This is a genomic window from Telluria sp. LT2P34 (assembly GCF_059685915.1).
In genome coordinates, this window is sequence record NZ_JCASIN010000006.1 from 176,425 (window position 1) to 203,191 (window position 26,767).

The 26,767-nt window shown below is 62.2% G+C and carries 29 protein-coding genes and 1 pseudogene; 23 read left to right on the forward strand and 7 right to left on the reverse strand.

The annotated features are described in order from the left end of the window. Positions 1-86: 86 nt before the first annotated feature. The 10 genes from iscR (at position 87) to AC56KZ_RS16710 (ending at position 8,291) form a co-directional block, all read left to right on the forward strand. Entirely contained in the window at positions 87-575 is a 489-nt protein-coding gene (iscR, locus tag AC56KZ_RS16665; protein WP_497163301.1) for a Fe-S cluster assembly transcriptional regulator IscR, read from the forward strand. A gap of 30 nt (positions 576-605) precedes the next feature. Beyond that, a complete protein-coding gene (locus AC56KZ_RS16670) occupies positions 606-1,862 on the forward strand; it encodes an IscS subfamily cysteine desulfurase (RefSeq protein ID WP_497163302.1) in 1,257 nt (418 codons plus the stop codon). A gap of 39 nt (positions 1,863-1,901) precedes the next feature. Then, complete coding sequence (gene iscU, locus AC56KZ_RS16675; RefSeq protein WP_497163303.1) at positions 1,902-2,294, forward strand: Fe-S cluster assembly scaffold IscU; 393 nt, start codon at positions 1,902-1,904, stop codon at positions 2,292-2,294. A gap of 29 nt (positions 2,295-2,323) precedes the next feature. Continuing rightward, positions 2,324-2,647: an iron-sulfur cluster assembly protein IscA gene (iscA, locus tag AC56KZ_RS16680; protein WP_497163304.1), complete on the forward strand. Its 324-nt coding sequence runs from the start codon at positions 2,324-2,326 to the stop codon at positions 2,645-2,647. A gap of 6 nt (positions 2,648-2,653) precedes the next feature. Continuing rightward, positions 2,654-3,169 carry a Fe-S protein assembly co-chaperone HscB gene (hscB, locus tag AC56KZ_RS16685; protein ID WP_497163305.1) on the forward strand — a complete coding sequence of 172 codons (516 nt, stop codon included), beginning with the start codon at positions 2,654-2,656 and terminating at the stop codon, positions 3,167-3,169. Positions 3,170-3,313: 144 nt separating this feature from the next. Further along, positions 3,314-5,203: a Fe-S protein assembly chaperone HscA gene (hscA, locus tag AC56KZ_RS16690; RefSeq protein WP_497163306.1), complete on the forward strand. Its 1,890-nt coding sequence runs from the start codon at positions 3,314-3,316 to the stop codon at positions 5,201-5,203. 55 nt (positions 5,204-5,258) lie between these two features. Beyond that, positions 5,259-5,600, forward strand: a complete 342-nt coding sequence (gene fdx, locus AC56KZ_RS16695) for an ISC system 2Fe-2S type ferredoxin (RefSeq protein WP_192050585.1) — start codon at positions 5,259-5,261, stop codon at positions 5,598-5,600. 4 nt (positions 5,601-5,604) lie between these two features. Next, positions 5,605-6,480: a class I SAM-dependent methyltransferase gene (locus AC56KZ_RS16700; RefSeq protein ID WP_497163307.1), complete on the forward strand. Its 876-nt coding sequence runs from the start codon at positions 5,605-5,607 to the stop codon at positions 6,478-6,480. A gap of 21 nt (positions 6,481-6,501) precedes the next feature. Further along, the gene (gene ltaE, locus AC56KZ_RS16705; RefSeq protein WP_497163308.1) at positions 6,502-7,533 is read left to right on the forward strand and encodes a low-specificity L-threonine aldolase; all 1,032 of its coding nucleotides are present in this window, start codon (positions 6,502-6,504) and stop codon (positions 7,531-7,533) included. Beyond that, the gene (locus tag AC56KZ_RS16710) at positions 7,533-8,291 is read left to right on the forward strand and encodes a S4 domain-containing protein (protein WP_497163309.1); all 759 of its coding nucleotides are present in this window, start codon (positions 7,533-7,535) and stop codon (positions 8,289-8,291) included. Before ltaE ends, AC56KZ_RS16710 begins: the two co-directional genes overlap by 1 nt. A 111-nt stretch (positions 8,292-8,402) precedes the next feature. Here AC56KZ_RS16710 and AC56KZ_RS16715 read toward each other — a convergent pair whose 3' ends face one another. The 4 genes from AC56KZ_RS16715 to AC56KZ_RS16730 are packed head-to-tail and all read right to left on the reverse strand — an operon-like array spanning position 8,403 to position 10,657. Continuing rightward, positions 8,403-8,942 (reverse strand): RDD family protein, encoded by a 540-nt coding sequence (locus AC56KZ_RS16715; RefSeq protein WP_497163310.1) that lies wholly within the window; start codon positions 8,940-8,942, stop codon positions 8,403-8,405. Then, positions 8,929-9,684: a DUF3106 domain-containing protein gene (locus tag AC56KZ_RS16720; RefSeq protein WP_497163311.1), complete on the reverse strand. Its 756-nt coding sequence runs from the start codon at positions 9,682-9,684 to the stop codon at positions 8,929-8,931. The genes AC56KZ_RS16715 and AC56KZ_RS16720 overlap by 14 nt, the downstream gene beginning before the upstream one ends. After that, positions 9,681-10,091 carry a DUF3619 family protein gene (locus AC56KZ_RS16725; protein WP_497163312.1) on the reverse strand — a complete coding sequence of 137 codons (411 nt, stop codon included), beginning with the start codon at positions 10,089-10,091 and terminating at the stop codon, positions 9,681-9,683. The genes AC56KZ_RS16720 and AC56KZ_RS16725 overlap by 4 nt, the downstream gene beginning before the upstream one ends. Then, positions 10,088-10,657 (reverse strand): RNA polymerase sigma factor, encoded by a 570-nt coding sequence (locus AC56KZ_RS16730; protein ID WP_497163313.1) that lies wholly within the window; start codon positions 10,655-10,657, stop codon positions 10,088-10,090. The genes AC56KZ_RS16725 and AC56KZ_RS16730 overlap by 4 nt, the downstream gene beginning before the upstream one ends. Before the next feature lie 533 nt (positions 10,658-11,190). On the opposite strand from AC56KZ_RS16730, the gene AC56KZ_RS16735 reads away from it, so the two are divergent. The 6 genes from AC56KZ_RS16735 (at position 11,191) to AC56KZ_RS16760 (ending at position 17,935) form a co-directional block, all read left to right on the forward strand. After that, positions 11,191-12,960, forward strand: a complete 1,770-nt coding sequence (locus AC56KZ_RS16735) for an acetolactate synthase 3 catalytic subunit (protein WP_497163314.1) — start codon at positions 11,191-11,193, stop codon at positions 12,958-12,960. Beyond that, positions 12,961-13,452, forward strand: coding sequence for an acetolactate synthase small subunit (ilvN, locus tag AC56KZ_RS16740; RefSeq protein WP_497163315.1), 492 nt, complete (start codon positions 12,961-12,963; stop codon positions 13,450-13,452). Between the two features lie 28 nt (positions 13,453-13,480). Continuing rightward, a complete protein-coding gene (ilvC, locus tag AC56KZ_RS16745) occupies positions 13,481-14,497 on the forward strand; it encodes a ketol-acid reductoisomerase (protein ID WP_497163316.1) in 1,017 nt (338 codons plus the stop codon). A 120-nt stretch (positions 14,498-14,617) separates the two neighbouring features. Beyond that, positions 14,618-15,382 carry an SIMPL domain-containing protein gene (locus AC56KZ_RS16750; protein WP_497163317.1) on the forward strand — a complete coding sequence of 255 codons (765 nt, stop codon included), beginning with the start codon at positions 14,618-14,620 and terminating at the stop codon, positions 15,380-15,382. A gap of 83 nt (positions 15,383-15,465) precedes the next feature. Continuing rightward, positions 15,466-16,332 carry a CDP-diacylglycerol--serine O-phosphatidyltransferase gene (gene pssA / locus AC56KZ_RS16755; protein ID WP_497163318.1) on the forward strand — a complete coding sequence of 289 codons (867 nt, stop codon included), beginning with the start codon at positions 15,466-15,468 and terminating at the stop codon, positions 16,330-16,332. Positions 16,333-16,390: 58 nt separating this feature from the next. Continuing rightward, positions 16,391-17,935: a 2-isopropylmalate synthase gene (locus AC56KZ_RS16760; protein WP_497163319.1), complete on the forward strand. Its 1,545-nt coding sequence runs from the start codon at positions 16,391-16,393 to the stop codon at positions 17,933-17,935. Here AC56KZ_RS16760 and AC56KZ_RS16765 read toward each other — a convergent pair. Next, the gene (locus tag AC56KZ_RS16765) at positions 17,930-18,634 is read right to left on the reverse strand and encodes a hypothetical protein (protein ID WP_497163320.1); all 705 of its coding nucleotides are present in this window, start codon (positions 18,632-18,634) and stop codon (positions 17,930-17,932) included. The two genes, AC56KZ_RS16760 and AC56KZ_RS16765, sit on opposite strands and share 6 nt — an antisense overlap. A gap of 126 nt (positions 18,635-18,760) precedes the next feature. On the opposite strand from AC56KZ_RS16765, the gene AC56KZ_RS16770 reads away from it, so the two are divergent. Beyond that, positions 18,761-19,627 carry an alpha/beta hydrolase gene (locus tag AC56KZ_RS16770; RefSeq protein ID WP_497163321.1) on the forward strand — a complete coding sequence of 289 codons (867 nt, stop codon included), beginning with the start codon at positions 18,761-18,763 and terminating at the stop codon, positions 19,625-19,627. Here AC56KZ_RS16770 and AC56KZ_RS16775 read toward each other — a convergent pair. Further along, positions 19,624-20,142 carry a hypothetical protein gene (locus AC56KZ_RS16775; protein ID WP_497163322.1) on the reverse strand — a complete coding sequence of 173 codons (519 nt, stop codon included), beginning with the start codon at positions 20,140-20,142 and terminating at the stop codon, positions 19,624-19,626. The two genes, AC56KZ_RS16770 and AC56KZ_RS16775, sit on opposite strands and share 4 nt — an antisense overlap. Positions 20,143-20,309: 167 nt before the next feature. On the opposite strand from AC56KZ_RS16775, the gene rpsO reads away from it, so the two are divergent. The 5 genes and pseudogenes from rpsO to AC56KZ_RS16800 all read left to right on the forward strand — a co-directional run. Then, complete coding sequence (rpsO, locus tag AC56KZ_RS16780) at positions 20,310-20,579, forward strand: 30S ribosomal protein S15 (protein ID WP_497163323.1); 270 nt, start codon at positions 20,310-20,312, stop codon at positions 20,577-20,579. Positions 20,580-20,714: 135 nt separating this feature from the next. After that, complete coding sequence (pnp, locus tag AC56KZ_RS16785; protein WP_497163324.1) at positions 20,715-22,817, forward strand: polyribonucleotide nucleotidyltransferase; 2,103 nt, start codon at positions 20,715-20,717, stop codon at positions 22,815-22,817. Between the two features lie 401 nt (positions 22,818-23,218). Further along, complete coding sequence (locus tag AC56KZ_RS16790; RefSeq protein ID WP_497163325.1) at positions 23,219-24,379, forward strand: AAA family ATPase; 1,161 nt, start codon at positions 23,219-23,221, stop codon at positions 24,377-24,379. Further along, positions 24,379-25,044 (forward strand): DUF3226 domain-containing protein, encoded by a 666-nt coding sequence (locus AC56KZ_RS16795; protein WP_497163326.1) that lies wholly within the window; start codon positions 24,379-24,381, stop codon positions 25,042-25,044. The genes AC56KZ_RS16790 and AC56KZ_RS16795 overlap by 1 nt, the downstream gene beginning before the upstream one ends. 8 nt (positions 25,045-25,052) lie before the next feature. Beyond that, positions 25,053-25,397, forward strand: a pseudogene (locus AC56KZ_RS16800) (S1 RNA-binding domain-containing protein); the annotation flags it as partial. 77 nt (positions 25,398-25,474) lie between these two features. Here AC56KZ_RS16800 and AC56KZ_RS16805 read toward each other — a convergent pair. Further along, positions 25,475-25,606: a hypothetical protein gene (locus AC56KZ_RS16805; RefSeq protein ID WP_497163327.1), complete on the reverse strand. Its 132-nt coding sequence runs from the start codon at positions 25,604-25,606 to the stop codon at positions 25,475-25,477. Positions 25,607-25,899: 293 nt separating this feature from the next. Here AC56KZ_RS16805 and AC56KZ_RS16810 point away from each other — a divergent pair, with 293 nt between their 5' ends. Next, positions 25,900-26,766, forward strand: coding sequence for an STAS domain-containing protein (locus AC56KZ_RS16810; protein ID WP_497163328.1), 867 nt, complete (start codon positions 25,900-25,902; stop codon positions 26,764-26,766). The last annotated feature ends 1 nt before the right edge of the window (position 26,767 follow it).

A 26,767-nucleotide genomic window follows, 5' to 3' on the forward strand; every position in this document is an offset into this window, starting at 1 on the left:
ATTCAACTAATCCCGTCTTCATGCATCAGCACTGCAGAGATGGGAAAAGTGAACAAGAGCAAAATTTTAACATGACAGGGCTTGTGATGCGTCTGACCACGAAAGGCCGTTTTGCTGTTACCGCGATGATCGACCTTGCCCTGCGCCATGGGAATGGTCCCGTCACGCTGTCGGGCATCAGCCAGCGCCAGGCGATTTCGCTGTCTTACCTGGAGCAGCTGTTCGGCAAGCTGCGCCGCCACGGCGTCGTCGAATCGATCCGCGGCCCGGGCGGCGGCTACAGCCTGGCGCGCCCGGCGAAGGAGGTGACGGTGGCCGATATCATCATCGCGGTCGACGAGCCGATCGATGCGACCCAGTGCGGCGGCAAGGAAAATTGCCACGGGTCCGATATGGCCAGCGGTATCCGCTGCATGACGCACGACCTGTGGAGCACGCTGAACTCGAAGATGGTCGACTACCTCGATTCCGTGTCCCTGCAAGACCTGGTCGACCAGCAGAAGCAGAAGGAACAAAAGGAACAAAACGTCGTGGTGGTGCACCGCACCCCTGTTGCCGCTGTCGGGCAAAACTGAGCAATATTGAAGCATTACTGGAGTGAACTGATGAACGCGCCTTTTGACAAACAAATCGAGCAGAGCTTCGTGACTGCGCCGCATTTCCCGATCTACATGGATTACTCGGCCACCACGCCGATCGATCCACGCGTGGCCGACAAGATGATTCCCTACCTGCGCGAGCAGTTCGGCAATCCCGCCTCGCGCAGCCACATGTACGGCTGGACCGCGGAAGCGGCGATCGAAGAGGCGCGCGCCAACGTCGCGGCCGCGGTCGGCGCCGATCCGCGCGAGATCGTCTGGACCTCCGGCGCCACCGAGTCGAACAACCTGGCCATCAAGGGCGCGGCGCAGTTCTACAAGACCAAGGGCAAGCACCTCATCACGGTCAAGACCGAGCACAAGGCCGTGCTCGACACCGTGCGCGAGCTCGAGCGCCAGGGTTTCGACGCGACTTACCTCGCGCCCCAGGACAATGGCCTGATCACGGTGGCCCAGCTCGAAGAAGCGATCCGCCCGGACACGATCCTGGTCTCGGTCATGTATGTGAACAACGAGATCGGCGTGATCCAGCCGATCGAAGAGCTGGCCGCGCTGTGCCGCTCGAAGGGCATCATCTTCCACTGCGACGCGGCGCAAGCCGTCGGCAAGGTGCACATCGACCTGGCCAACAGCAAGGTTGATCTGATGACCTTCACCGCGCACAAGGCCTATGGCCCGAAAGGCGTCGGCGCCCTCTACGTGCGCCGCAAGCCGCGTATTCGCTTGGAAGCGCAGATGCACGGCGGCGGCCACGAGCGCGGCCTGCGTTCGGGCACGCTGCCGACCCACCAGATCGTCGGCATGGGCGAAGCCTTCCGCCTTGCGAAAGAAGAGATGGACGCCGAGCTGGTCAAGGTGAAAGCGCTGCGCGACCGCCTGGCCAAGGGCCTGATGGAGATCGAAGAGGTCTATATCAATGGCGACATGGAGCACCGCGTGCCGCACAACCTGAACGTCTCGTTCAACTATGTCGAGGGCGAGTCGCTGATCATGGCGATCAAGGACATCGCCGTGTCGTCCGGTTCGGCCTGCACCTCGGCCAGCCTGGAGCCGTCCTACGTGCTGCGGGCTCTCGGCCGCAGCGACGAACTGGCGCACAGCTCGATCCGCTTTACCATTGGCCGTTTCACGACCGAGGAAGACATCGACTTCACCATTCAACTGTTGAAGGCGAAGGTCGGCAAACTGCGCGAACTGTCGCCGCTGTGGGACATGTACAAGGACGGGATCGACATCAGCACGATTCAATGGGCAGCCCACTAATTACGACGAACGCATTCAAAGCACACTAGGAGCACTACCATGGCATATTCGGACAAAGTACTCGACCATTACGAGAATCCACGCAACGTCGGCGCCTTCGACAAGGGCGACGAATCGATCGGCACCGGCATGGTCGGCGCGCCGGCCTGCGGCGACGTGATGAAGCTGCAGATCAAGGTCAACGACCAGGGCCTGATCGAGGACGCGAAGTTCAAGACCTATGGCTGCGGTTCGGCCATCGCATCGAGCTCGCTGGTGACCGAATGGGTCAAGGGCAAGACGCTGGACCAGGCGCTGGCCATCAAGAACACGCAGATCGCCGAAGAACTGGCGCTGCCGCCGGTGAAGATCCACTGCTCGATCCTGGCCGAAGACGCGATCAAGGCCGCCGTCGCCGACTACAAGACCAAGCACGCGACCGTCACTGTCTAAACAAGCAGAAACCAGCTGGAGAGGAATGCATGGCAATCACACTGACCGAAAAAGCGGCGAAGCACATCAACCGCTACATCGAGCGTCGCGGCAAGGGCCTCGGGCTGCGTTTCGGTGTGCGCACCACCGGCTGCTCCGGCTTGGCCTACAAGCTGGAATACGTCGACGAGGCTGCCAATGAAGACAATGTCTTCGAGTCGCATGGCGTGAAGGTCTTCGTCGACCCGAAAAGCCTGCCCTACATCGACGGCACGGAACTCGATTTCGCGCGCGAGGGACTGAACGAAGGCTTCCGCTTCAACAACCCGAACGTCAAGGACAATTGCGGTTGCGGCGAGAGCTTCCGGATCTGACAGCAGATGCAGAATCACTTCGCGCTGTTCCAGCTGCCGGCCCGGTTCGAGGTCGATATGGGCGCGCTCGACGCGGCCTACCGCGAGATCCAGGGCCGCGTGCACCCGGACGGTTTTGTGAACGCCACCGACGCTGAAAAACGGGTGGCGATGCAGTGGTCGACGCGGGCGAACGAGGCCTATCAAACCCTGAAGAACCCGCAGAAGCGTGCGCAGTATTTGTGCGAACTGAACGGCGTCGACCTGCAGACCGAATCGAACACGGCGATGCCGATGGCCTTCCTGATGCAGCAGATGGAATGGCGCGAAGCCCTCGGCGACGCGCGCGCGGCAAAGGATGCCGAGGCCCTGGATGCGCTCGACGCCCAGGTGCGCGGCGAGCGCAAGACGCTGCTGGCCCAGGTCGGCAAGCAGCTCGACGCCGGCGACTTCGACGCCGCCGCCCAGGGCGTACGCTCGCTGATGTTCCTCGATAAGTTCGGGGGCGAGGTGCAGTACGCGTTCGAGGCGATCGAGGGGTAGGGTGGGCGGCTTCGCCGCGCACGCGTTCAACCATCATTCGAATCCGCGCGGAACTACATGGGCCGCTTGAACGCGTGAGCGGCAGAGCCGCCCACCCTACGGGTCTTCATCGCTTCAAATACATAACAACCAGGTAACAAGAACATGGCACTTTTGCAGATTTCCGAACCCGGCATGTCGACCGCGCCGCACCAGCACCGGCTGGCGGTGGGTATCGACCTGGGCACGACCAATTCGCTGGTCGCTACCGTGCGCAGCGGCATTCCAGAAGTGCTCAGCGACGACGACGGCCGCGCGCTGATGCCATCGGTCGTGCGTTACCTGGCCAACGGCAACGCCCACATCGGCCACAAGGCGCAGGCCCACCGCACGGTCGACCCGAAGAACACCATCGTCTCGGTCAAGCGCTTCATGGGCCGCGGCCTGAAGGACATCGCCCACGCCGAAAACCTGCCCTACGATTTCGTCGATTCCCCCGGCATGGTGCAGATCAATACCGTGGCCGGCATCAAGAGCCCGGTCGAGACCTCGGCCCAGATCCTCGCCACGCTGCGCCAGCTGGCCGAAGATTCGCTCGGCGACGAGCTGGTGGGTGCGGTGATCACCGTGCCCGCCTACTTCGACGACGCCCAGCGCCAGGCCACCAAGGACGCGGCCCAGCTGGCCGGCCTGAACGTACTGCGCCTGCTGTCGGAGCCGACCGCCGCGGCGATCGCCTATGGCCTCGACCATGGCTCGGAAGGCGTCTATGCCGTCTACGACCTGGGCGGCGGCACCTTCGACATCTCGATCCTGAAATTGTCGAAAGGCGTTTTTGAGGTGCTGTCGACCGGCGGCGACTCGGCCCTCGGCGGCGACGACTTCGACCACCGCCTGTTCTGCTGGATCAGGGAGCAGGCGAAGCTGTCGCCGCTGTCGGACGAAGACACGGCCACGCTGATGGTGAAATCGCGCCAGGCCAAGGAACTGCTGTCGAACGACAACGAGACGACGGTCGAGGCCATCCTGAAATCGGGCGAACTGGTGCAGGTGAACATCACCGCCGCCACGTTCGCCGAGATTACCAAGCACCTGGTCGCCAAGACCATGACGGCGATCCGGAAAGCGATGCGCGACGCCGACGTGACGGTCGAAGACGTGGACGGCGTGGTGATGGTCGGCGGCGCCACGCGCATGCCGCACGTGCGCCGCGCGGTCTCCGAGTTCTTCCACACCATCCCGCACGCGAACATCGACCCGGACAAAGTGGTGGCGCTGGGCGCCGCGATCCAGGCCAACCTGCTGGCCGGTAACCGCGCCTCGGGCGACGACTGGCTGCTGCTGGATGTGACCCCGCTGTCGCTCGGGATCGAGACGATGGGCGGCCTGGTCGAGAAGATCATCCCGCGCAATTCGACGATTCCCTGCGCCCGTGCCCAGGAGTTCACCACCTTCAAGGACGGACAAACCGCGCTGGCCGTGCACGTGGTGCAGGGCGAGCGCGAACTGGTGTCGGACTGCCGCTCGCTGGCGCGCTTCGAATTGCGCGGCATCCCGCCGATGGCCGCCGGCGCCGCGCGCATCCGCGTGACCTACCAGGTCGATGCAGACGGGCTGCTGTCGGTGTCGGCGCGCGAGACGCGCTCCGGGGTGGAAGCCTCGATTACGGTGAAACCGTCCTACGGCCTGGGCGACGACGAAGTGGCGCGCATGCTGCAGGATTCGTACAGCTCGGCCGAGGTCGACATGCAAATGCGCGCGCTGCGCGAAGAGCAGGTCGAGGCCGAGCGCATTTTGCTGGCCACGCAATCGGCCCTGGACAGCGACCAGGACTTGCTGGACGCGGACGAGCAAGCTGACGTGGCGACGCTGGTGCAGGGCGTGGTTGCGGCAATCGCGCAATCGAACGACCTGGCGCTGGACGCCGGCCTGCGCCAGAATGCGCTGCACGACGCCGTGCAGGCCCTTGCCGACGGCACCGGCGAATTTGCCGCCCGCCGCATGGACAAGAGCGTGCGCAGCGCGCTGGCGGGCAAGTCGCTGGACGAGGTGTGATTGGTTTTCGCCGCCCATCGCCGCAAACGATATAAATCATTTTAGAGGTAATCACGTGCCACAAATCGTCATCCTGCCCCACCCGGTCTTCTGCCCCGACGGCGCCGTCCTCGACGCGCCGGCCGGTAAATCCGTCTGCGACGTCATGCTCGAGAACGACATCGACATCGAGCACGCCTGCGACCGCGTCTGCGCCTGCACCACCTGCCACGTGATCGTGCGCGAGGGCTTCGATTCCCTGAACGAGCAGGAAGAAAAAGAAGAAGACATGCTCGACAAGGCCTGGGGCCTGGAGCCGAATTCGCGCCTGTCCTGCCAGGCCATCGTGGCCGAGGAAGATCTCGTGGTCGAGATCCCGAAGTACACGATCAACCACGCCGCCGAAAAGAACCATTGATCCGATGAAGCGCGTTGAGAATACGGGCAAAAGCGCGGACATCCCCGAGATCCGTCCCGGCCAGTCGATCGAGCTGCTCAAGGAGCTGCACATCCTCACGCGCGACGGCAAGCTGAACCAGGACAGCCGGCGCAAACTCAAGCAGGTCTACCACCTGTACAACTTCATCGAGCCGCTCCTGAACGAAGTGCGCGGCGCGAAAGCGGGCGTGTCGCTGGTCGACCATGGCGCCGGCAAGTCCTACCTCGGCTTCATCCTGTACGACCTGTTCTTCAAGGGGCTGATCGATGACTCGCACATCTACGGCATCGAAACGCGCGAAGAACTGGTCAGCAAATCGACCGAGCTGGCCGCACGCCTGGGCTTTGCCAACATGTCCTTCCTGCCGCTGTCGGTCGCCGAGGCCACGACCTCGAGCAAGCTGCCGGACACGATCGACATCGTCACCGCGCTGCACGCCTGTAACACTGCAACCGACGACGCCATCGACTTCGCGCTGAAGAAAAAAGCGAAGCACATGGTGCTGGTGCCCTGCTGCCAGGCCGAGGTGGCCAGTTTCCTGCGCAAGAACAAGGGCGCGGCACTGGGCAAGAGCCCGCTGACCGAGCTCTGGCGCCATCCGATCCACACCCGCGAATTCGGCAGCCAGGTCACCAACGTGCTGCGCTGCCTGCAGCTCGAAGCGCACGGCTACCAGGTGACGGTGACGGAACTGGTGGGCTGGGAACACTCGATGAAGAACGAGCTGATCGTCGCCACTTATAAAAACCTGCCGCGCCGCCGTCCGAGCGAGCGCCTGCAGGAAGTGCTGGCCACGCTGGGACTGGAAGAGATGGGCCAGCGTTTTTATGCTTCGCAAGCCGAAGCCGTCACTAACTGACACCAACGAGCACTGAAGACCATGAGCGATACCACCACCTGGATTGACCTGCGCAGCGACACCGTGACCCAACCGTCCGCCGCAATGCGCGCGGCCATGGCCGGCGCCGACGTCGGCGACGACGTGTATGGCGACGACCCGGGCGTGAACCGGCTGCAGGACTTCGCCGCCGACCTGTTCGGCCACGAAGCGGGCCTGTTCGCGCCCAGCGGCACGCAAACCAACCTGATCGCGCTGATGGCCCATTGCGGCCGCGGTGACGAATACCTGGTCGGCCAGGAAGCGCACACCTATAAATACGAAGGCGGCGGCGCCGCGGTGCTGGGCAGTATCCAGCCGCAGCCCATCGCCAACCAGGCGGACGGCAGCTTGCTGCTTTCCGACATCGAGGCTTATATCAAGCCCGACGACGTCCACTTCGCGCGCACCCGCCTGCTGGCGCTGGAAAACACGATCGGCGGGCGCGTGCTGGGCCAGGACTACCTGCAGGCCGCGACCGCGCTCGCGCATGGCAAGGGCCTGGCCACCCACCTCGACGGCGCGCGCGTCTGCAACGCCGCCGTCGCGAACGGCGTCAGCCTGCGCGACGCCGTAAAAGGCTTCGATACGGTGTCGGTCTGCCTCTCGAAAGGCCTGGGCGCGCCGGTCGGCTCGGTGCTGCTGGGGCCGAAGGCATTCATCGAGCAGGGCAAGCGCTGGCGCAAGATGCTGGGCGGCGGCATGCGCCAGGCCGGCGTGCTGGCGGCCGCCGCGCAGCACGCGCTGCAGCACAATGTGGAGCGCCTGGCCGAGGACCACGCCAACGCCGCTGAACTGGCGCGTGGCCTGGCCGGGATCGAGGCGCTCACCGTGACGCCGCCGCAGACCAACATCTTCTGGATGGACGTGCCGGCAGCCGCCTGCGAGCCGCTGCGCGCGGCGCTGGCGGCGCAAGGCATCCGCGCCACGGTCGGCCCGCGCATGCGCCTGGTGACCCACTTGGACGTCTCCAGCGCGGACGTCGTCCGTGTCGTCGCCGCTTTCAAAACCTTCTTCAAAGACTGGCGCGCCTGATGACGCAGGTGATAAATAAGGCAACTCCGAACGAGGGAATCCGCCTCGCCAAGCGCGTGGCCGAACTGGTGCCGTGCTCGCGCGCCGAAGCGGAACGCTATATCGCCGGCGGCGGCGTCAGTGTCGATGGTGTCGTGATCGAAGATCCGGCCACGCGCGTGAACCCAGGCCAGAAGGTGGCCGTGCTGCCCGGTGCGAGCATGGAAGAAGCGCCGCCGGTGACGATCCTGTTCCACAAGCCGGCCGGCCTGAATTCGGGTGTCGGCGCACGCGGCGCCAGCGCGCTCGAGTCACTGAAGGAAGAGACCTTGCTGCCTGGCGTGCACGGCGCGCCGCGCTTCCTGAAACGCCACCTGGCGCGCCTGACGCTTGCCACGCCGCTGGAAACCGACGCCAGCGGCCTGCTGGTGTATACGCAGGACTTCCGCGTCGCCCGTAAACTCATCGACGATGGCGAGCGGGTCGAGCACGAATTCGTGGTCGAAGTCGCGGGCGGTATCAAGGAGGGCGGGCTGGCGCTGCTGAACCACGGTCTGGTCTTCAGCGGCAAGCCGGTCAACCCGATGAAGGTCAGCTGGCAGAGCGAAGGCCGTTTGCGCTTCGCCGCCAAGGGCATGCGTCCCGGCCAGATCGAGCACATGTGCGGCGCCGTTGGGCTCGAGGTTACCGACATCAAGCGCCTGCGCGTGGGGCGGATTTCGATGGGCGCGCTGCCGGCCGGGCAGTGGCGTTATATGGCGGAGTACGAGCGGTTTTGATGCGGACGTAGGGTGGGCGGCTCTGCCGCTCACGCGTTCAACGACAAGATGCTAATTCGCGATGTGGTTTGCACAGGCCGCTTGAACGCGTGAGCGGGGGACCCGCCCACCCTACTTGCCCAGCTTCGGCAAGGAAATCAAGCGCGTCCCCGCAATCCGGTCATGCAGGAACTGCCGGTCCTTGTCGAACAAGGCGGTCAGCCCCCACGCGACCGCGCCTGCCGTCAGCACCAGCGCCCATTCCTTGACCCCGTGCAGGTCGAGCAGGGCGCCGATCACCAAAGCCGGGGCAAACCAGCCCCAGGCCAGCAGGTAGCGCAGGACCGCGCTTTTTAGCGGCACCTTCGCGTAGCCCACTTTCACCAGCTTGATGCGCCAGGTCTTCATCGCCAGGGTGAAGCCGCTGCCGCTCCACGCGTGCACGAAATAGGCGGCCGTCACCAGGAACAGGAAGACCATCAGCGCCGCGCGGAATAGCGGGTCCTGGCGGTTGCCGGTCAAGAAGATGAACAGGAACACGGCCAGCGCCTCGACCGCGATCAGCAGGAAAGCTTCGTAGACCATTGCAATCACGCGGCGCTTGAGCGTCGGGGTAGCGATTGCGGGAGGCGTGGCAGGCAGGGGAGGAGCGGGGGGATTAACCGTTTGCATTCGATGCTGTGGGGGCGGCGGTGGATGAGTTGTTCGAGGAAGGGCCGGCGGCCGGTGCGGTCGAAGGGGATGCGGGCGCCGGCGCCGGTTGCGTAATCGCCGGCACGGACGGAATGCTGGCCGGTGCCTGCAGCGACATGCAGGTGGCGCCGCGGCGCGTGGTGCCGGCCGGGCAGCTGGTCGGCGCGACGATCGCCGGCGTGCTTGGGGCGGCGGCCGTGGCCGGGTTCTTGCGGGTCTGGGCGAGGCGGCGTTTCTGGTCGGGGCTGAGCTGCTTGTAGCTTTCCCAGTTGGCGGCCTTTTCGCCGGGCGCGAGTTTGCGCGTGCGGGTAAAGTTTTCGCGCGCCAGGGTGCGCTGTTCGGGCGTGAGCCGCAGCCATTGGCGCATGCGCTCGTGCACGCGCTCCTGTTCAAGCGGGCTCATCGAAGCGAAGCGGCGCGACATTTCGAGCCATTTGCGCTTGCGAGTGCCTTCCATGACGTCCCACTCGTTCTTCAGCGGCTGCAGCGCCAGTTGCTGGGCCTTGGTGAGGTCTTTCCACAGGGGTTTATGGAACAGTTGCGGGCCACCGGTGCCAGGCATGCCAGGGGCCGCGCCGGCATTCACGGCGGCGCCGCCACCCGGCACGCTACGCTGCGCGCCCGGCCAGAAGGCCCAGGCGGCAAGGACGGCCAGCAGCAATGCACCGACGGCGGCGAGGACCAGGCCGGCACGGCGGGGCTTCGAACGCGGTGTCGTCATTGGCGGCGCTGTTGCGACTCCAGATAGGCATGGAAGCCATGATCGAGGTAAGCCGTCAGCGGCAGTTCATCAGACAGCATGGCCGCATCGAGTTCGGCCAGTTCGTCGATGCGCTGCTCCTGATCGTACTGGTACAGCCCGCCGAGGCCGACAACCAGCGCCAGCAGGGGCAGGGCGACGCCCAGGCGGCCCAGGCCGCTGCCGGAAAAGTGGAAATCGAGATCCAGCAGCCGCGACAGCCCGCGCCGAGGGATGGCACGGGCAGCGGCAGCGTCGGGCTTCTTGCGCGACAAGGCAAGCTTGCGCGCGGCGGCCAGGCGCTCGGTCGTCGAGGCCGGGAGCGACTCGAGGTTCTCGTTCAGGGCATGGCGCAGCTTGTACGCGAGGGTGATATCGTCGTTATTCATAATTTAATTCCCTTGGCCCGCAGGGCATCGGCAAGGGTATGCGTAGCGCGAGAACAATGTGTTTTCACACTGCCCTCCGAGCACCCCATCGCTGCGGCCGTTTCGGCCACGTCCATATCCTGCCAGTAACGCATCAGGAAGGCTTCGCGTTGACGCGCCGGGAGTTTTTGTATCTCCGCGTCGATCAAACGCAAGGTTTGCGCCCGCTCCACCTGGTCTTCGCTCGACTCGGCGGCAGCCGAGCCCTCCTCGGATTCGTAGGAAGCGAGTATATCAAAGTCCTCGTCCTCGCCTTCGCGGCGGCCGAGGCTTCCAAACAGGCTGACCCAGGTGTTGCGCACCTTCTCGCGGCGGAAATAATCGAGGATGGTCGTTTGCAGGATGCGCTGGAACAGCATCGGCAATTCCGCCGCCGGCTTGTCGCCATATTTTTCGGCGAGCTTGATCATCGCATCCTGCACGATGTCGAGCGCCGCCTCGTCCTTGCGCACCGCATACACGGCCTGCTTGAACGCCCGGCGTTCGACATTCTCGAGGAAGTCGTTGAGTTCTTTGTCTGTCGCCATGCGATGGAGGGGAGGGGGTGCGCCCGGGTACGTCGCCCGTGCTTTATGGAAACCCACGAATCCTAGCAAAAAACCACCAACCATGCACCGTTATTGCTCACCGAAGGCGCGCTGCAGTGCACTATCGGGGCGTGTCCTGGCGTCCAGTTAGCTGGGCCAAGCGGGGCTATCTCGCTTTTCTTTGTTTTATCTTGACCAAAATGGTGCAACGCAGTAAGGTGGTCCTTACGCTTTGCACCCCCGAAGCTTCACCGTCAGCCGCGCCGGCACACAAGGCCTGTGCGGCATGACACGCTTTCATTTGTAGGCAGTTTGCTCCAACCCGCGCCACAAGCGCGAGAGATGCGTCGAGCCGCTACAGACACTCAGCCAAACGAGTTGCGTTGAGCGCCGTTCCCAAAGTTATCTATGGATGACTGGAGGTTCGCCGTGACCGCAGAAAGAAGGGAAGCTTGAGCGCTGTAGGGTAAACCGTATTTCGTCAGGAACGAGCATCCGATCAATCGCCCAATGGGTTTTGAAAGGAATGGTTCATGAATAACGCGGTTGCTAATCCATCAGGGCCCCCGGGTCCGACAGGCGCCATCACCGGCGCCGAGATCGTCGTACGTTGCCTGGCCGAAGAGGGTGTCAAACACGTCTTTGGCTATCCTGGCGGCGCAGTGCTGTACATCTACGACGCCATCTTCCAGCAAGACAAATTCCAGCACGTGTTAGTGCGCCACGAGCAGGCAGCCGTGCATGCGGCCGATGCCTATTCGCGCAGCTCGAATACCGTCGGCGTCGCCATCGTCACTTCCGGGCCGGGCGTGACCAATGCCGTTACCGGCCTGTCCACCGCCTACATGGATTCGATCCCGATGGTGGTGATCAGCGGCCAGGTGCCGAGCCATGCGATCGGCCAGGATGCCTTCCAGGAATGCGATACGGTCGGCATCACGCGCCCGGTGGTCAAGCATAATTTCCTGGTCAAGGACGTCAAGGACCTGGCGCTGACGATGAAGAAAGCCTTCTTTATCGCCCGTACCGGCCGCCCCGGCCCGGTGCTGGTCGATATCCCGAAGGACATCAGCATGCACAAGTGCCTGTTCGAGTATCCGCGCGAAGTCGAGATGCGTTCCTACAAGCCGGTCGACAAGGGCCACACCGGCCAGATCCGCAAGGCGGTGCAATTGCTGCAGGGCGCCGAGCGCCCGATGATCTATGCCGGCGGCGGCGTGATCCTGGCCAACGCTTCGGCGGAACTGAACCGCCTGGTCGAGCGCGTCGGCGCCCCGGTCACCAACACGCTGATGGGCCTGGGCGGCTCGCGCGCCAGCGACAAGCATTTCGTGGGCATGCCCGGCATGCACGGCACCTATGAAGCGAACATGGCGATGCAGCATTGCGACGTCCTGATCGCCATTGGCGCGCGCTTCGACGACCGCGTGATCGGCAACCCGAAGCATTTCGCCAGCCATCCGCGCAAGATCATCCACATCGACATCGACCCGTCCTCGATTTCCAAGCGGGTCAAGGTCGACATCCCGATCGTCGGCAACGTGAAAGACGTGCTGATCGAATTTTTGGCGCAGCTCGATGCAGCCGCAGCAGGCGGCAACCCTGCCCGGGCCAACCCGGACGCGCTGCGCGACTGGTGGAAGCAGGTCGACGAGTGGCGCGGCCGCGACTGCCTGCGCTATGAAGATTCGGATATCCTGATCAAGCCGCAGGCGGTCGTCGAAAAGCTGTGGAAAGTCACCAAGGGCGACGCCTTCATCACCTCCGACGTCGGCCAGCACCAGATGTGGGCCGCCCAGTATTACCCCTTCGAGAAGCCGCGCCGCTGGATCAATTCCGGTGGCCTTGGCACGATGGGCGTCGGCCTGCCATATGCGATGGGCGTGCAGATGGCGAACCCCGGCGCCACGGTCGCCTGCGTCACCGGCGAGGGCTCGATCCAGATGTGCATCCAGGAGCTCGCCACCTGCAAGCAGTATCACCTGACCCCGAAGATCATCCTGCTCAACAACCGCTTCCTCGGCATGGTGCGCCAGTGGCAGCAGATCGACTACGGCTCGCGCTATTCCGAGTCGTATATGGATTCCCTGCCGGACTTCGAGAAGCTGGCCGAGGCCTATGGCCACGTCGGCATGCGCATCGAAAAGCCGGGCGACGTCGAGGGCGCGCTGGTCGAGGCTTTCGCCATGAAGGACCGGCTGGTGTTCATGAACTTCATCACCGACCAGAGCGAGAACGTCTGGCCGATGGTCAAGGCTGGCAAGGGCCTTTCCGAAATGCTGCTCGGCTCGGAGGACCTGTAAATGAGACATATTATTTCAGTCCTGATCGAGAACGAAGCCGGCGCCCTGTCGCGCGTGGTGGGCCTGTTTTCGGCGCGCGGCTACAACATCGAAACCCTGACCGTGGCGCCGACCGAGGACGCGACGCTGTCGCGCATGACGATCGTGACCAGCGGCTCGGACGACATCATCGAGCAGATCACCAAGCACCTGAACCGGCTGATCGAAGTGGTGAAAGTGGTTGATCTCACCGAAGGCGCGCACATCGAGCGCGAGCTGATGCTGATCAAGGTGCGGGCCGTCGGCAAGGAGCGCGAAGAGATCAAGCGCACCGCCGACATCTTCCGCGGCCGCATCATCGACGTGACCGAGAAGACCTACACGATCGAGCTGACCGGCGCCAAGAGCAAATTAGATGCTTTCATCGACGCCATCGACCGCGCCTCCATTCTCGAAACCGTGCGGACCGGCGGCTCCGGCATCGGGCGCGGTGAGCGCATCCTCAAAGTATAAAAACCCATCTAAAAATACAGGACAAAAAATGAAAATCTTCTACGACAAAGACTGCGATCTCTCCCTCATCAAGGGCAAAAACGTCGCCATCATCGGCTACGGCTCGCAAGGCCATGCGCACGCCCAGAATCTCTCCGAATCCGGCGTGAACGTCACGGTCGGCCTGCGCCGCGGCGGCGCTTCCTGGAACAAGGTCGAGCAGGCCGGCCTGCAGGTGGCCGAGGTCGATGAGGCGGTGAAGAACGCCGACATCATCATGATCCTGCTGCCGGACGAAAACATCGCCCAGGTCTACAAGGAAAACGTCGAGCCGAACGCGAAGCCGGGCGCCGTGCTCGCCTTTGCCCACGGCTTCAACGTCCACTACGGCCAGGTCGTGCCGCGCGCCGACCTCGACGTCATCATGATCGCGCCGAAAGCCCCCGGCCACACCGTGCGGAACACCTATAAACAGGGCGGCGGCGTGCCGCACCTGGTGGCGGTCTACCAGGACAAATCCGGCGCGGCGCGCGATATCGCGCTCTCGTATGCGATGGCGAATGGCGGCGGGCGCGCCGGCATTATCGAAACCAATTTCCGCGAAGAGACCGAGACCGACCTGTTCGGCGAGCAGGCGGTGCTGTGCGGCGGCGCCGTCGAACTCATCAAGGCCGGCTTCGAGACCCTGACCGAAGCCGGTTATGCGCCCGAGATGGCCTATTTCGAGTGCCTGCACGAGCTGAAACTGATCGTCGACCTGATCTACGAAGGCGGCATCGCCAACATGAATTACTCGATTTCGAACAATGCGGAATACGGCGAGTACGTCACCGGCCCGAAAGTCGTCACCGCGGCCACCAAGGAAGCGATGCGCCAGTGCTTGAAGGACATCCAGACCGGCGAGTATGCGAAGAGCTTCATCCTCGAGAACAAGGCCGGCGCCCCGACCCTGATCTCGCGCCGCCGGCTGACCAGCGAGCACCCGATCGAGGAAGTCGGCGCCAGGCTGCGCGCGATGATGCCGTGGATCGCCAAGAACAAGCTGGTCGATCAGTCGAAGAACTGAAGCGTGGAAGGGGCAAATCATCTCCAGCGCGACCGTATTGCAACTTTCCATTACAAAAGCACGATGGAAGTGTCGGCAGCGGTATCGTATAAGTACACATTACTTAACCTGGAGAAAAAAATGTCCCTTCCAAAAATGTTCCTGATTGCCAGCCTGGCGCTGGCGGCGCAAGCCCATGCCCAGACGGCTGCAGCGCCGGCGACAAGCGGCACCCTGGTCATCGTTCCGGCCAACGGCGAAGTGCGCCATGCCAACGACCAGGCGACGGTCAGCTTCGTCGTCGAGGAACATGACAAGGACAAGAATGCGGCCGCGGCCCGGGTGAACCGCAAGATGAAGGAGGGCACCGAGATCGTGCGCCGTCTCGATCCGAAGGCGGAACTGAAGACGCAGGGCTATTTCACCTATCCGATTTATCCGGAACCGCCGGTACAGCCGCTGCCGGCCGGCAGGACGCCGGTGCGGCCGGTGCCGATCGGCTGGCGCGTCGGGCAGTACCTGGAGGTGAAGACGATGCAGCTGGCCGGCTTGCCGAAAACGGTGGCGGCGGCGCAGAGCGTGTTGTCGGTCAACGGCGTCAGTTTTGGCCTGAGCCCGGCAACGGAGAAGCTGCTGGACGACCGCCGCATCGTCGAGACCTACCGCAACCTGAACGAGCGCATTGCCTCGATCGCACGCGCCATGGGGCGCCAGCCGTCGGAAGCCAGCATCGATACGGTGGACTTCGAAGGATCGGGCAACTACGTGCAGCAAGAAATGGCTGCGCCAAAAATGGCGATGAGTGCGAGCAGGATGCGTGACGACGGCGCGATGCCGGAACCGAGTTTTGAACCAGGAGAAACGACGCTGCAGATGCGGGTGGTTGGCAAGGTGAAGTTTCGATAAGAGTATCCGTTCGCTAACATGCTGTTTCCGCCTCTATAATGCGGAGACAGCCTTAAGGCACATTTATTTGAATACGGAACTTTATGCCAACCTTCCCACGACGCAAGAAAAACGGCGGAGCACCGCGGGCGCCACGATTCTCCCGCCTGAAGCGCTTCGGCCGCCGGACCGAGGACAAGGGCGGGCCGCGCGGACGCGGCATTTACCTGCTGCCGAATGCGTTCACGACGGCGGCCCTGTTCTGCGGTTTCTACGCGATCGTGATGGCGATGAACCAGCGCTTCGACCACGCCTGCTGGGCCGTGTTCATCGCGATGATTCTGGATGGGCTGGACGGACGGGTTGCGCGCATGACCAATACGCAGTCGGAGTTCGGCGCGCAGTACGACAGTTTGTCGGACATGGTGTCCTTTGGTGCGGCGCCGGCGCTGGTGATTTACGAGTGGTCGCTGCGCGGCCTGGGCAAGTGGGGCTGGATCGCGGCCTTCATCTACTGCGCCGGTGCGGCGCTGCGCCTGGCCCGCTTCAACACGAATATCGAGGTGGTGGACAAGCGCTTCTTCCAGGGCTTGCCCAGCCCGGCGGCGGCGGGCCTGGTGGTCGGCTTCATCATGTTCATGATCGATCCGGACATCAACATCAGCGCGCGCCAGGTGGATTGGGTGTCGTGGTGCCTGGCGGTGTTCGCCGGCCTGACGATGGTGTCGAACGTGCCGTTTTATAGCTTCAAGGACGTGAACTTCCGCAAGTCGGTACCGTTCATCGTGGTGTTCCTGATTGCCCTCGCGTTTGCGCTGGTGGCGATCGACCCACCGAAAGTGTTGTGGCCGATTTTTGTGATTTACGGCTTGTCGGGCTATGTGGTGTTTGCGATCCAGCGTGCCAAGGGCAAGCGGGTATCGATCATCCCGAGCGACGACGATCCGATCGAAGAAACCGAGCGCCGTTAGTCCCGACATGGTCGGCCCGGCGGCGCTCCTTGATTAACAAGCGCTGACTGGAGCTGTCATGATCGACCCGAACCGCCTGATTATTTTCGACACCACCCTGCGCGACGGCGAGCAATCGCCGGGCGCCTCGATGACCAAGGACGAAAAGGTACGCATCGCGCGCCAGCTCGAGCGGCTAAGGGTTGACGTCATCGAGGCCGGCTTTGCCGCCTCCTCCAACGGCGACTTCGAGGCGATCCGCGCCATTTCGATGGCGGTGCGCGAGTCGACCATCTGCTCGCTCTCGCGCGCCAACCAGGCCGACATCGCGCGCGCCGCGGAAGCGCTGGCCCCGGCCGAGCGCAAGCGCATCCACACCTTCATCGCCACCTCGCCGCTGCACATGAAGGTCAAGCTGCGCATGGAGCCGGAGCAGGTGCTGCAGCAGGCGATCCAGGCCATCCGTTATGCGCGCAACTACACCGACGACATCGAGTTTTCTCCGGAAGACGGCAGCCGTTCGGAAGAAGATTTCCTCTGCCGCGTGCTCGAAGCCGTGATCCGGGAGGGCGCCACCACCATCAACTTCCCCGACACGGTCGGCTATGCCACGCCCGAAGTCTTCGGCGAGACCATCCGCCGCCTGCGCGAGCGCGTGCCGAATTCCGACAAGGCGGTGTGGTCGGTGCACTGCCATAACGACCTCGGGCTGGCGGTGGCCAATTCGCTGGCCGGCGTGGCCATCGGCGGGGCGCGCCAGATCGAATGCACGATCAACGGCCTGGGCGAGCGCGCCGGCAACACGGCCCTGGAAGAAGTGGTGATGGCGCTGCGCACCCGCGCCGACTACTACAAGCTGACCGTCGGCATCGACACCACGCAGATCGTGCCGGCCTCGAAAATGGTGGCGCAGATCACCGGCTTCGCGGTGCAGCCGAACAAGGCGGTGGTGGGCGCGAACGCGTTTGCCCACGCCTCGGGCATCCACCAGGACGGCATGCTGAAAGCGCGCGAAACCTACGAGATCATGCGCGCCGAGGACGTCGGCTGGCACGCGAGCAAGATCGTGCTCGGCAAGCTCTCCGGGCGCAACGCCTTCAAGGCGCGCCTGCAGGAGCTCGGCATCGAACTGGAATCGGAAGCGGAGGTGAACGACGCCTTTGCCCGCTTCAAGGACCTGGCCGACCGCAAGAGCGAGATTTTCGACGAGGACATCATGGCGCTGGTCTCGGCCGCCGACCATGCGCAGGAGGGCGAGTACTTCCGCTTCGTGTCGCTGGCGCAGCGTTCGGAAACCGGCCAGTTGCCGCATGCGCGGGTGGTGTTCGCGATCGACGGCCAGGAGCATGCCTGCGAAGGCAGCGGCGACGGCCCGGTCGACGCCACCGTGAACGCCATCGAAAGCCAGGCGAAAACGGGCGCGGAACTGATCCTGTTCTCGATCAACGCCATCAGCTACGGCACCGATTCCCAGGGAGAGGTGACGATGCGGCTGTCGCGCGAGGGCCGCATCGTGAATGGCGTCGGCGCCGATCCGGACATCGTGGTGGCTTCGGCCAAGGCCTATCTGTCCGGGCTGAACAAGCTGCACTCGAAGGTGGAGCGGGCGCATCCCCAATTATAAGTTTTTGTGCTTCCAGTCCTGGACGGCGGCCGGTTCCTCGTCCGGGTCGCAGGTGGTTTTCTTCGACTTGATCCCGTGCTGCATGCTGTCGATGCCGTCCGGTGCGTGGTTCGATTCATAGGTCATGCAATAGGTGCCGCCTGCCGTGACGACCCGGTAGCGCCGGCGTCCATAGCCGCCCGGGTCCTGGACTTCGCTGATCTTCGGCGCCTCATACCACTTGTTCGGCGCCATCTCGGCGGCGCGGGCGATGCCGCGCTCGAGCCGCATCGTGGCCGTGACGATCGGCGCCTGGATGCCGCGCCGCGGGTTTTCCTGGCGCAGTGCGCCGTCGATGGCGCCGGCGGCGGCTTTTGCGCGCGCGAGCAGCTCGCCGCTGGAAGGAATGGAGGCAGAGGGGATGGCCGCTTCGGGTTCGGGCGTGGTGCTTGCCGCGGGAGCTACGGGCAGGGAGGCAAGCGCCGGCGCCTGCGCCCGGGCCTGCGAGCGGGCACGCGCCGGCGGGGGCAGGGCTGGCGCTGGCGCTGGCGCCGGCCGTGGTTCGGCCACGTCAGGCAGCGGCAGCACGCGCACGAACTGCATTTCCGGCATCTCGGCGTTCGGCGCCAGGGCAGGGCGCGAGGCCTGCCACAGCAGGACCAGCAGCAGGTGCAGCGCCAGCGAAATCCCGACCCCGGCGAGGTAGCGAGGCTGCTGCAAGGAAGCGTGTGTGTTACCCATAGCGCAACAGTATATGGCCAGTTGTTCACTTCAGGTCACTAATCGCGTATGCATGCGCCCGCCTGCTGTGCGGCCTGTTCCCCGCCCGGCCCCTATACTCGGGCCATGATCAAACCCATCCTTTCCGCTGCAGCCGTCCTTGTCGCCGCGCTGCTGTCCGCCTGTTCGCCGCTAGGGGCGCTGAACGCGGTCTCGCCCGCCGGCAGCGTGCAGGCCACGACCAGCATCCGCTACGGCCCCGATGCGCGCAACATGCTCGACGTCTATCGCCCGGCAAGCAAGGCCGAGAAGGCTCCCGTCATCGTCTTTTTCTATGGCGGCAACTGGGTCAGCGGCGAGCGCGCCGATTATGCCTTTGTCGGGCGGGCGCTGGCCGCGCGTGGTTTCGTCGTCGTGGTACCGGACTACCGCCTGTATCCGCAGGTGCGCTACCCGGACTTCCTGGTCGACGGCGCCGGCGCCGTCGCCTGGGCAGCGCGCGAAGCCGGCAAGCATGGTGGCGACCCGGCAAACATCTTCCTGATGGGCCACAGCGCCGGTGCGTATAACGCCGCCATGCTGGCGCTCGACCCGCGCTGGCTGGGGAAAGAGGGCATGAAGCCGGACAGTGTGCGCGGCTGGATCGGCCTGGCCGGCCCCTACGATTTCCTGCCGGTGCAGAACCGGACCACGCAACCCGTCTTCAATGCGCCGAACACGCCGCCTGACTCGCAACCGGCCTACCACGTGCGCGCGTCCTCGCCACCGGCGCTCCTGATCGCGGCCAACAAGGACACGCTCGTCAATCCGGTACGGAACACCGGCGGCATGGCGACCAGGTTGCGTGCGGTGCAGGTGCCGGTGCGCGAGGTCTACTACGACGGCGTGACCCACACCACCCTGGTGGCATCCTTGTCGAACTCGCTGCGCAAGCTGGCGCCGACCCTCGATGCGGTCGAGGCCTTTGTGCGGAGCAGGGGTGCGGCTCCTTAAAAGGGACTGCGATCCTTGACGTCGAACATCGGATCCGGCCCGTTGAGCATTTGCCGCACGACGCCGTTCTCGTCGAAATGCACGTGCATCAGCGAATTCCACACGCCCGCTTCCTTGTAGCGATAGGACCAGACTTCGTAGTTGCGCTGGGCCACGCGCGAGCGTTCGGCGGGTCGGCCGATGGTGCGCAGCACGTCGGCCTTGGTGGCCTGGTCGATCCTGATTTTGGCGAAGGTTTCGCCGGTCAGCACCTGCTCGTAGGAGGCCAGCCGGCCGTCGGGCCCGATGCGCGCCATGTAGGTGTACTGGCCCATCGGGCCGGTCGCGTACTCGAGCACCTGGCCGTCGGGCGCCGGATACACGCTTGTCGGCTGCCCCATCTTGGCGGTGACGGCGGCGAGCGGGTCGCCGAGGAGCGGAGTTTGCCGAAACAGCGGGCCGGAACAGGCCGCCAGCAATACGGCGACCATCGATACGGCTGAGCAGGTCCTTGCCAGTTTCATCATCTTGTTCATCGCGAAGCTCCCGAAAACCCCATCATGCCCCAGCTTCGGCCAGCAAATGCTGGTGACGCCAGGCGTTTTCGCATATACTGGCGGGTCTGTCCGCAAGGGCAGGATTTTTTAATCAAATCACGGTGCGCTGGGTTACGACTCTTGCACCGCATGTGAAAGGTAACATCATGTCCGTAGAACACATCGACAAAGCGGCGATTATCGCCGACAACGCACGTGGCCAGAACGATACCGGTTCGCCGGAAGTCCAGGTCGCGCTGCTGACTGCACGCATCAACGAACTGAACGGCCACTTCAAAGCCCACCAGAAAGACCACCACTCGCGCCGCGGCCTGATCATGATGGTCAACCGCCGCAAGAGCCTGCTGTCTTACCTGAAGAGCAAAGACCTGGGCCGTTATCGCGACCTGATCGCCAAACTCGGCCTGCGTAAGTAATTTTTGCGCCAGACGGTTTAGTCAAAGAAATGCCTGCGTCAGTTTGCTGTCGCGGGCATTTTTTGTTTTAGAAGTACAGCGGTGAGGTGAACGACAGCTCCTGAAAATCTGTCGGCAATTAGAAAGGGATTACCAATGTTTAATAAAGTTACGAAGACCTTCCAGTACGGCCAACACACCGTCACCCTGGAAACTGGTGAAATCGCCCGTCAAGCCTCCGGCGCCGTCCTGGTGTCGGTCGAAGACACCGTCGTGCTGGCTACCGTCGTCGCTCGCAAGGACGCCAAGCCTGGCCAGGATTTCTTCCCGCTGACCGTCGATTACATCGAGAAAACGTATGCTGCCGGTAAAATCCCGGGCGGTTTCTTCAAGCGCGAAGGCCGTCCTTCCGAAAAAGAAACGCTCACCTCGCGCCTGATCGACCGTCCGATCCGCCCGCTGTTCCCGGAAGGCTACCTGAACGAAGTCCAGGTCATCATCCACGTGCTGTCGGTCAACCCTGAGATCGATCCGGACATCCCTGCGATGATCGGCGCCTCGGCTGCCCTGTGCATCGCAGGCGTCCCGTTCAACGGCCCGATCGGCGCCGCCCGCGTCGGCTATGCCAACGGCCAGTACATCCTGAACCCGAGCACCACCCAGCTCAAGACCTCGCAGATGGACCTGGTCGTCGCCGGTACCGAAACGGCCGTGCTGATGGTCGAATCCGAAGCGCAGCAGCTGTCCGAAGAAATCATGCTGGGCGCGGTCGTCTTCGGCCACGACCAGATGCGTGTCGTCATCGACGCGATCCACGACCTGGTGGCCGAAGGCGGCAAGCCGGAAGTCGAGTGGACCGCTCCAGCCAAGAACGAAACCCTGATCGCCCAGGTCACCGAGCTGGCCGCGGAAAAAATCCGTGACGCTTACCAGACCCGCGAAAAATCGGCGCGCCAGCAAAAGCTGAAGTCCTTGTCCTCGGAAGTCATGGCGGCCCTGCAGTCGCACGGCATCCAGGCCGACAGCGGCGACGTCGGCAACATCCTGTTCGACATGGAAGCCAAGGTCGTGCGTACCCAGATCCTGGACGGCGAGCCACGCATCGACGGCCGCGACACCCGCACCGTGCGTCCGATCGCGATCCGCACCGGCGTGCTGCCGCGTACCCACGGTTCGGCCCTGTTCACCCGCGGCGAAACCCAGGCGCTGGTCATCGCGACCCTCGGCACCGCCCGCGACAGCCAGAAGATCGACGCGCTGATGGGCGAGTACACCGACGACTTCATGATGCACTACAACATGCCTCCGTTCGCCACCGGCGAAACCGGCCGCGTCGGCACCCCGAAGCGCCGCGAAATCGGCCACGGCCGCCTCGCCAAGCGCGCGCTGGTCGCCGCCCTGCCTAACCCGGAAGACTTCAGCTACTCGGTGCGCCTGGTGTCGGAAATCACCGAATCGAACGGTTCCTCGTCGATGGCTTCTGTCTGCGGCGGCTGCCTGGCACTGATGGACGCCGGCGTGCCGATGAAGGCGCACGTCGCCGGCATCGCCATGGGCCTGATCAAGGAAGGCGGCAAGTTCGCTGTCCTGACCGACATCCTCGGCGACGAAGACCACCTGGGCGACATGGACTTCAAGGTAGCCGGTACCCCAGCGGGTATCACGGCGCTGCAGATGGACATCAAGATCATGGGCATCACCAAGGAGATCATGCAGGTGGCGCTGGCGCAAGCCAAGGAAGCCCGCCAGCACATCCTGGCCGAGATGCAGCGCGCCGTGCCGAACGTGAAGACCGAACTGTCTGACTTCGCACCACGCCTGATCACGATCAAGATCAACCCGGAGAAGATCCGTGACGTCATCGGCAAGGGCGGCGCCGTCATCCGCGCGCTGACCGAAGAGACCGGCACCCAGATCGACATCACCGACGAAGGCATCGTCACCATCGCCTCGGTCGACGCCGCTGCCGGCCAGGAAGCCAAGCGCCGCATCGAAGAGCTGACCGCTTCGGTCGAAGTGGGCAAGACCTACGACGGCACCGTGCTGAAACTGCTCGACTTCGGCGCCATCGTCCAGGTCATGCCTGGCAAGGACGGCCTGCTGCACATCTCGCAGATCGCCAACGAGCGCGTCGCCGCCGTTGCCGACTATCTGAAAGAAGGCCAGGCAGTGCGCGTGAAGGTCCTCGAGACCGACGAGCGCGGCCGTTTGAAGCTGTCGATGAAGGCGGCTGATCCGGTGGAAGCTGCGGCGCAGTAAGGCAGTGGCGGAGAACCGCTAAAACGAAACCGCCAGTGCGTGAGCCTGGCGGTTTTTTTGCATACGTCGGCTTACAGTTTGCTTTGGCCTGCATTCCTTATTGTTGGATTCAAGTAGCAACTTCCACATGACCGCAGCTACGACAATCGTTTCCATAAGTCTCGCTCGCATGATGGGATCGAAGCTACAATAGTGAGTATTTCGAGTAACGTGCAAGATGCATCGTTTTCTTGAGTCTGCTTGATGCAACAACAACTTTCTGGGCAAGTATTCATTCGGAAAATTTTAATTAATTTTTCCTTGATAACATAGCAAAATTTGGATCGATTAATTTATTAAAGAAGAGCCTTAGTTTTTGGAATTGCTCACTTTTTTGTACACGTCTGGCTGGAGATATCTCAATGTTGAATTCATTTGAAATAAAAAATTTTCGCTCGTTGAGTGATTTACATATTGCGAAGCTCGGACGAGTAAATCTAATTGTGGGAAAAAATAATTCCGGAAAGAGCACGGTCCTTGAGGCGCTCCAGATTTTTGCTGGAAATGCAAATTTAGCCCTCCTGGAATCGATCGCAGCTGGACACGACGAAAAGTACAGATTTAGGGAGGGGCAGCGCGACGAGGCGGATCCCCAACTCCCATTCGAAGATTTCTTTTGTGGTCGGCGGTTTCCTTCGGAAGATAGCACGGCTATCGAGTTTGGCGATCCATCTGTTGGTAATCTTTTGCAAATTCAGCATGGCTATTATGTCGAGATAAACGAAAGCGTGAGTGATGAGGCTGGCGAAGCAATTACGGTGAGGACTCGTCGGAAGAGAATCCCTAAAGATGAGCTTTCGTTAGTGGCGTTCGACGAAGATCCGAAGCAAGCACTGTGGGTACAGAAGGGGGATCGAACTACCATATTGCGTCTAGATAATTCAAACAGCCGTATCAGATCGTCGGTGTACGATTTTCCGGGAGGTATTCCGTGCAGCGTAATACCAACGCAATTCATATCAATTGATGAATTGGCGGACGAGTGGGATAAAATTGCTCTCACCGATAGTCAAGATATAGTGAAGCAAGCGCTTCGCTCCATAACGCCTGAATTCGAAGACATAACTTTTGTTCGGAATGAGGAAACGGCCTACGGGCGTCGGCCTTTTGCTCGCTCTGCAAAGGTCCGCTTATCTAATCATGATCGTCCAGTTCCGTTGAATAGTCTTGGTGACGGAATGCTTCGAGTGCTGCAGCTCGTGCTGAAGGTGTTTCCTGCGAGAGGGGGGTTCCTCTTGATAGATGAGTTTGAGAATGGTCTTCATTACAGCGTACAGGAAAAAGTTTGGGATCTGGTGTTTGATCTTGCCGTAAAACTCGATATCCAAGTTTTTGCTACAACGCATAGCTGGGACTGTATTGAAAGTTTTGCGACGGTTGCGACGGCGAGAGAAGATGTTGATGGAGTTTTGTTTAGGGTTGGTCGCAGCGTGCGAACTAGCGAGCGCGGAAAAGTTATAGCTACCGTTTTCGATGAAGAACAACTCTGTAATATTACTCAGTCAGATGTTGAGGTACGTTGATGGGAAAAGTCAGCTCTCTTTTGTTAGTAGAGGGACGTAACGATAAGAGTTTTTACGAAGAATTCTGTCGAGTCCATGCTTTAAGGGCAAATGTGACGGTTGCTAAGCCTCGTGACGTTGGTGGCGAAAGGAACACGAAACAAGGCGCCATTAACCATCTTCCAATTTTGCTGCAGCAGCTCGCGGATGCTCGGTTGGAGCGTCTTGCTCTAATCGTGGATTCGGATCAAATTAGAGACGGTGGCGGATTTCAGCGGACTGTAGATCAGGTTGCCAGAATTGTTCGAGATTTTGGGTTCGATGGTCACCCTATAGTATTGCCAGAGGGCGGCCTAGTTTTTTCGCACCAAGATGGTTTGGCTGAGTTCGGTCTTTGGGTGATGCCGAATAATCGCGATGAGGGAACCTTAGAGGACTGGATTTGCAGCGTCATTAATGACGAAAATTTAGCGCTTTTTTCGCATGCACAGGCAACGGTTACTGCGATCGAATCACCGAAATTTGTTACGGTTCGACGCCGGAAGGCTGACGTAGCGACGTGGCTGGCTTGGCAGCAGAAGCCGGGAGAGGGATTGTATTTTACAGTTGAAGGATCTCTGCTTGATAAGACGAGCGTTGCATATTTAGGTTTATTGAGTTGGATGGAAAGACTGTTCCGACAGTGAATGCTGTTATCGACATCACCGACGAAGGCATCGTCACCATCGCGTCCGTCGACGCCGCCGCCGGCCAGGAAGCCAAGCGCCGCATCGAAGAGCCGACCGTTTCGGTCGAAGTAGGCAAGACCTACGACGGCACCGTGCTGAAACTGCTCGACTTCGGCGCCATCGTGCAGGTTATGCCGGGCAAGGACGGCCTGCTGCACATCTCGCAGATCGCCAACGAGCGCGTCGCCGCCGTTGCCGACTACCTGAAAGAAGGCCAGGCAGTGCGCGTGAAGGTCCTCGAGACCGACGAGCGCGGCCGTTTGAAGCTGTCGATGAAGGCGGCGGATCCGGTGGAAGCTGCCGCGCAGTAAGCCGACAGCGACAGCGCTTTCAATCAGCGCTGAAAACGAAACCGCCAGTGCGTGAGCCTGGCGGTTTTTTTGTTTACTTACACCAGCCGAATGACGAGGTAAGCCAGGCCCGCCAGCAGCAGCCCGAACTTGGTGCCGGCAATGAAGCTGGCGTACACCGGATTGCGCCGATACAAGAACTTTTCACGCCGGCCGAAGATGAATTTCATGGTCTTGTCCCTGAAGCTGGATCTGCAGCACCGAACAATGGTGCTTGCAGTTGTTCTGGCGCAAGACATCAGGCTACCCATTCCTTCGTGACTGAACATTGTTTGGAATCAAGGGTTTGAATGCGGGCAGGGGTAGCCGGATTCCGGGCGCGGGAGGACGTCCCGCGCACCGTAGAAACGTTACGTAAATTCAATAGCAGAAGTGTTATAGTTAATGATTCTCTAATTGTGGGGCAGTTCGTTTGTCAATACGGACGCATCCATCCAGCAACGACCAAAACCAGGACCTATCGATGACCACGAAAGAAAACGCCGCCCGTATCAGCCAGATCATCCAGGAACACGAGGCCGAGATCGGCTCGCAGTGGATTTCCCAGCTTGAAGCGATGCTCGTGCGCAGCACCAGCAGCTCGCGCGAACAGCTGCGCAACCATTGCCAGCAGTTCCTGGCGGCGTTTGCCGTCGCTACCCGTGATGGCGAACTCGAGAACATCGAACACCGTTCGTGGGACGAGGTGCGGGATCTGCTGACCGACATTTCGTCCAGCCGCGCGAAGAGCGGTTCGACCCCGAGCGAGACGGCCAGCTTCGTGTTTTCGCTGAAGCAGCCGCTGTTCGCCCAGTTGACGGTCGCCTTTGCCGATGAGCCGCAGACGCTGGCGGCCGGCTCCTGGGCGGTCAGTTCGCTGCTCGACAAGTTCGGCCTGTACACCATCGAAGTGTTCCAGAGAACACGCGACCAGATCATCGTGCGCCAGCAGCAGGAACTGCTCGAGCTGTCGACCCCGGTCGTCAAGCTGTGGGACGGCATCCTGGCGCTGCCGCTGATCGGCACGCTCGATTCGGCGCGTACTCAAGTGGTGATGGAAAACATCCTGCAAAAGATCGTCGACACCGGCGCTGTCATCGCCATCATCGACATCACCGGCGTGCCGATGGTCGATACCCTGGTGGCCCAGCACCTGATGAAGACGATCGCGGCCGCACGCCTGATGGGCGCCGACTGCATCATCAGCGGCATCCGCCCGCAGATCGCCCAGACCATCGTCCACCTCGGCGTGAACCTGGAAGACGTCGTCACCAAGGCCACTCTGGCCGACGCCTTCCTGGTCGCCCTCGAGCGCACCGGCGCCTCGGTCACCGTCGCCCGCAAGAACTGAT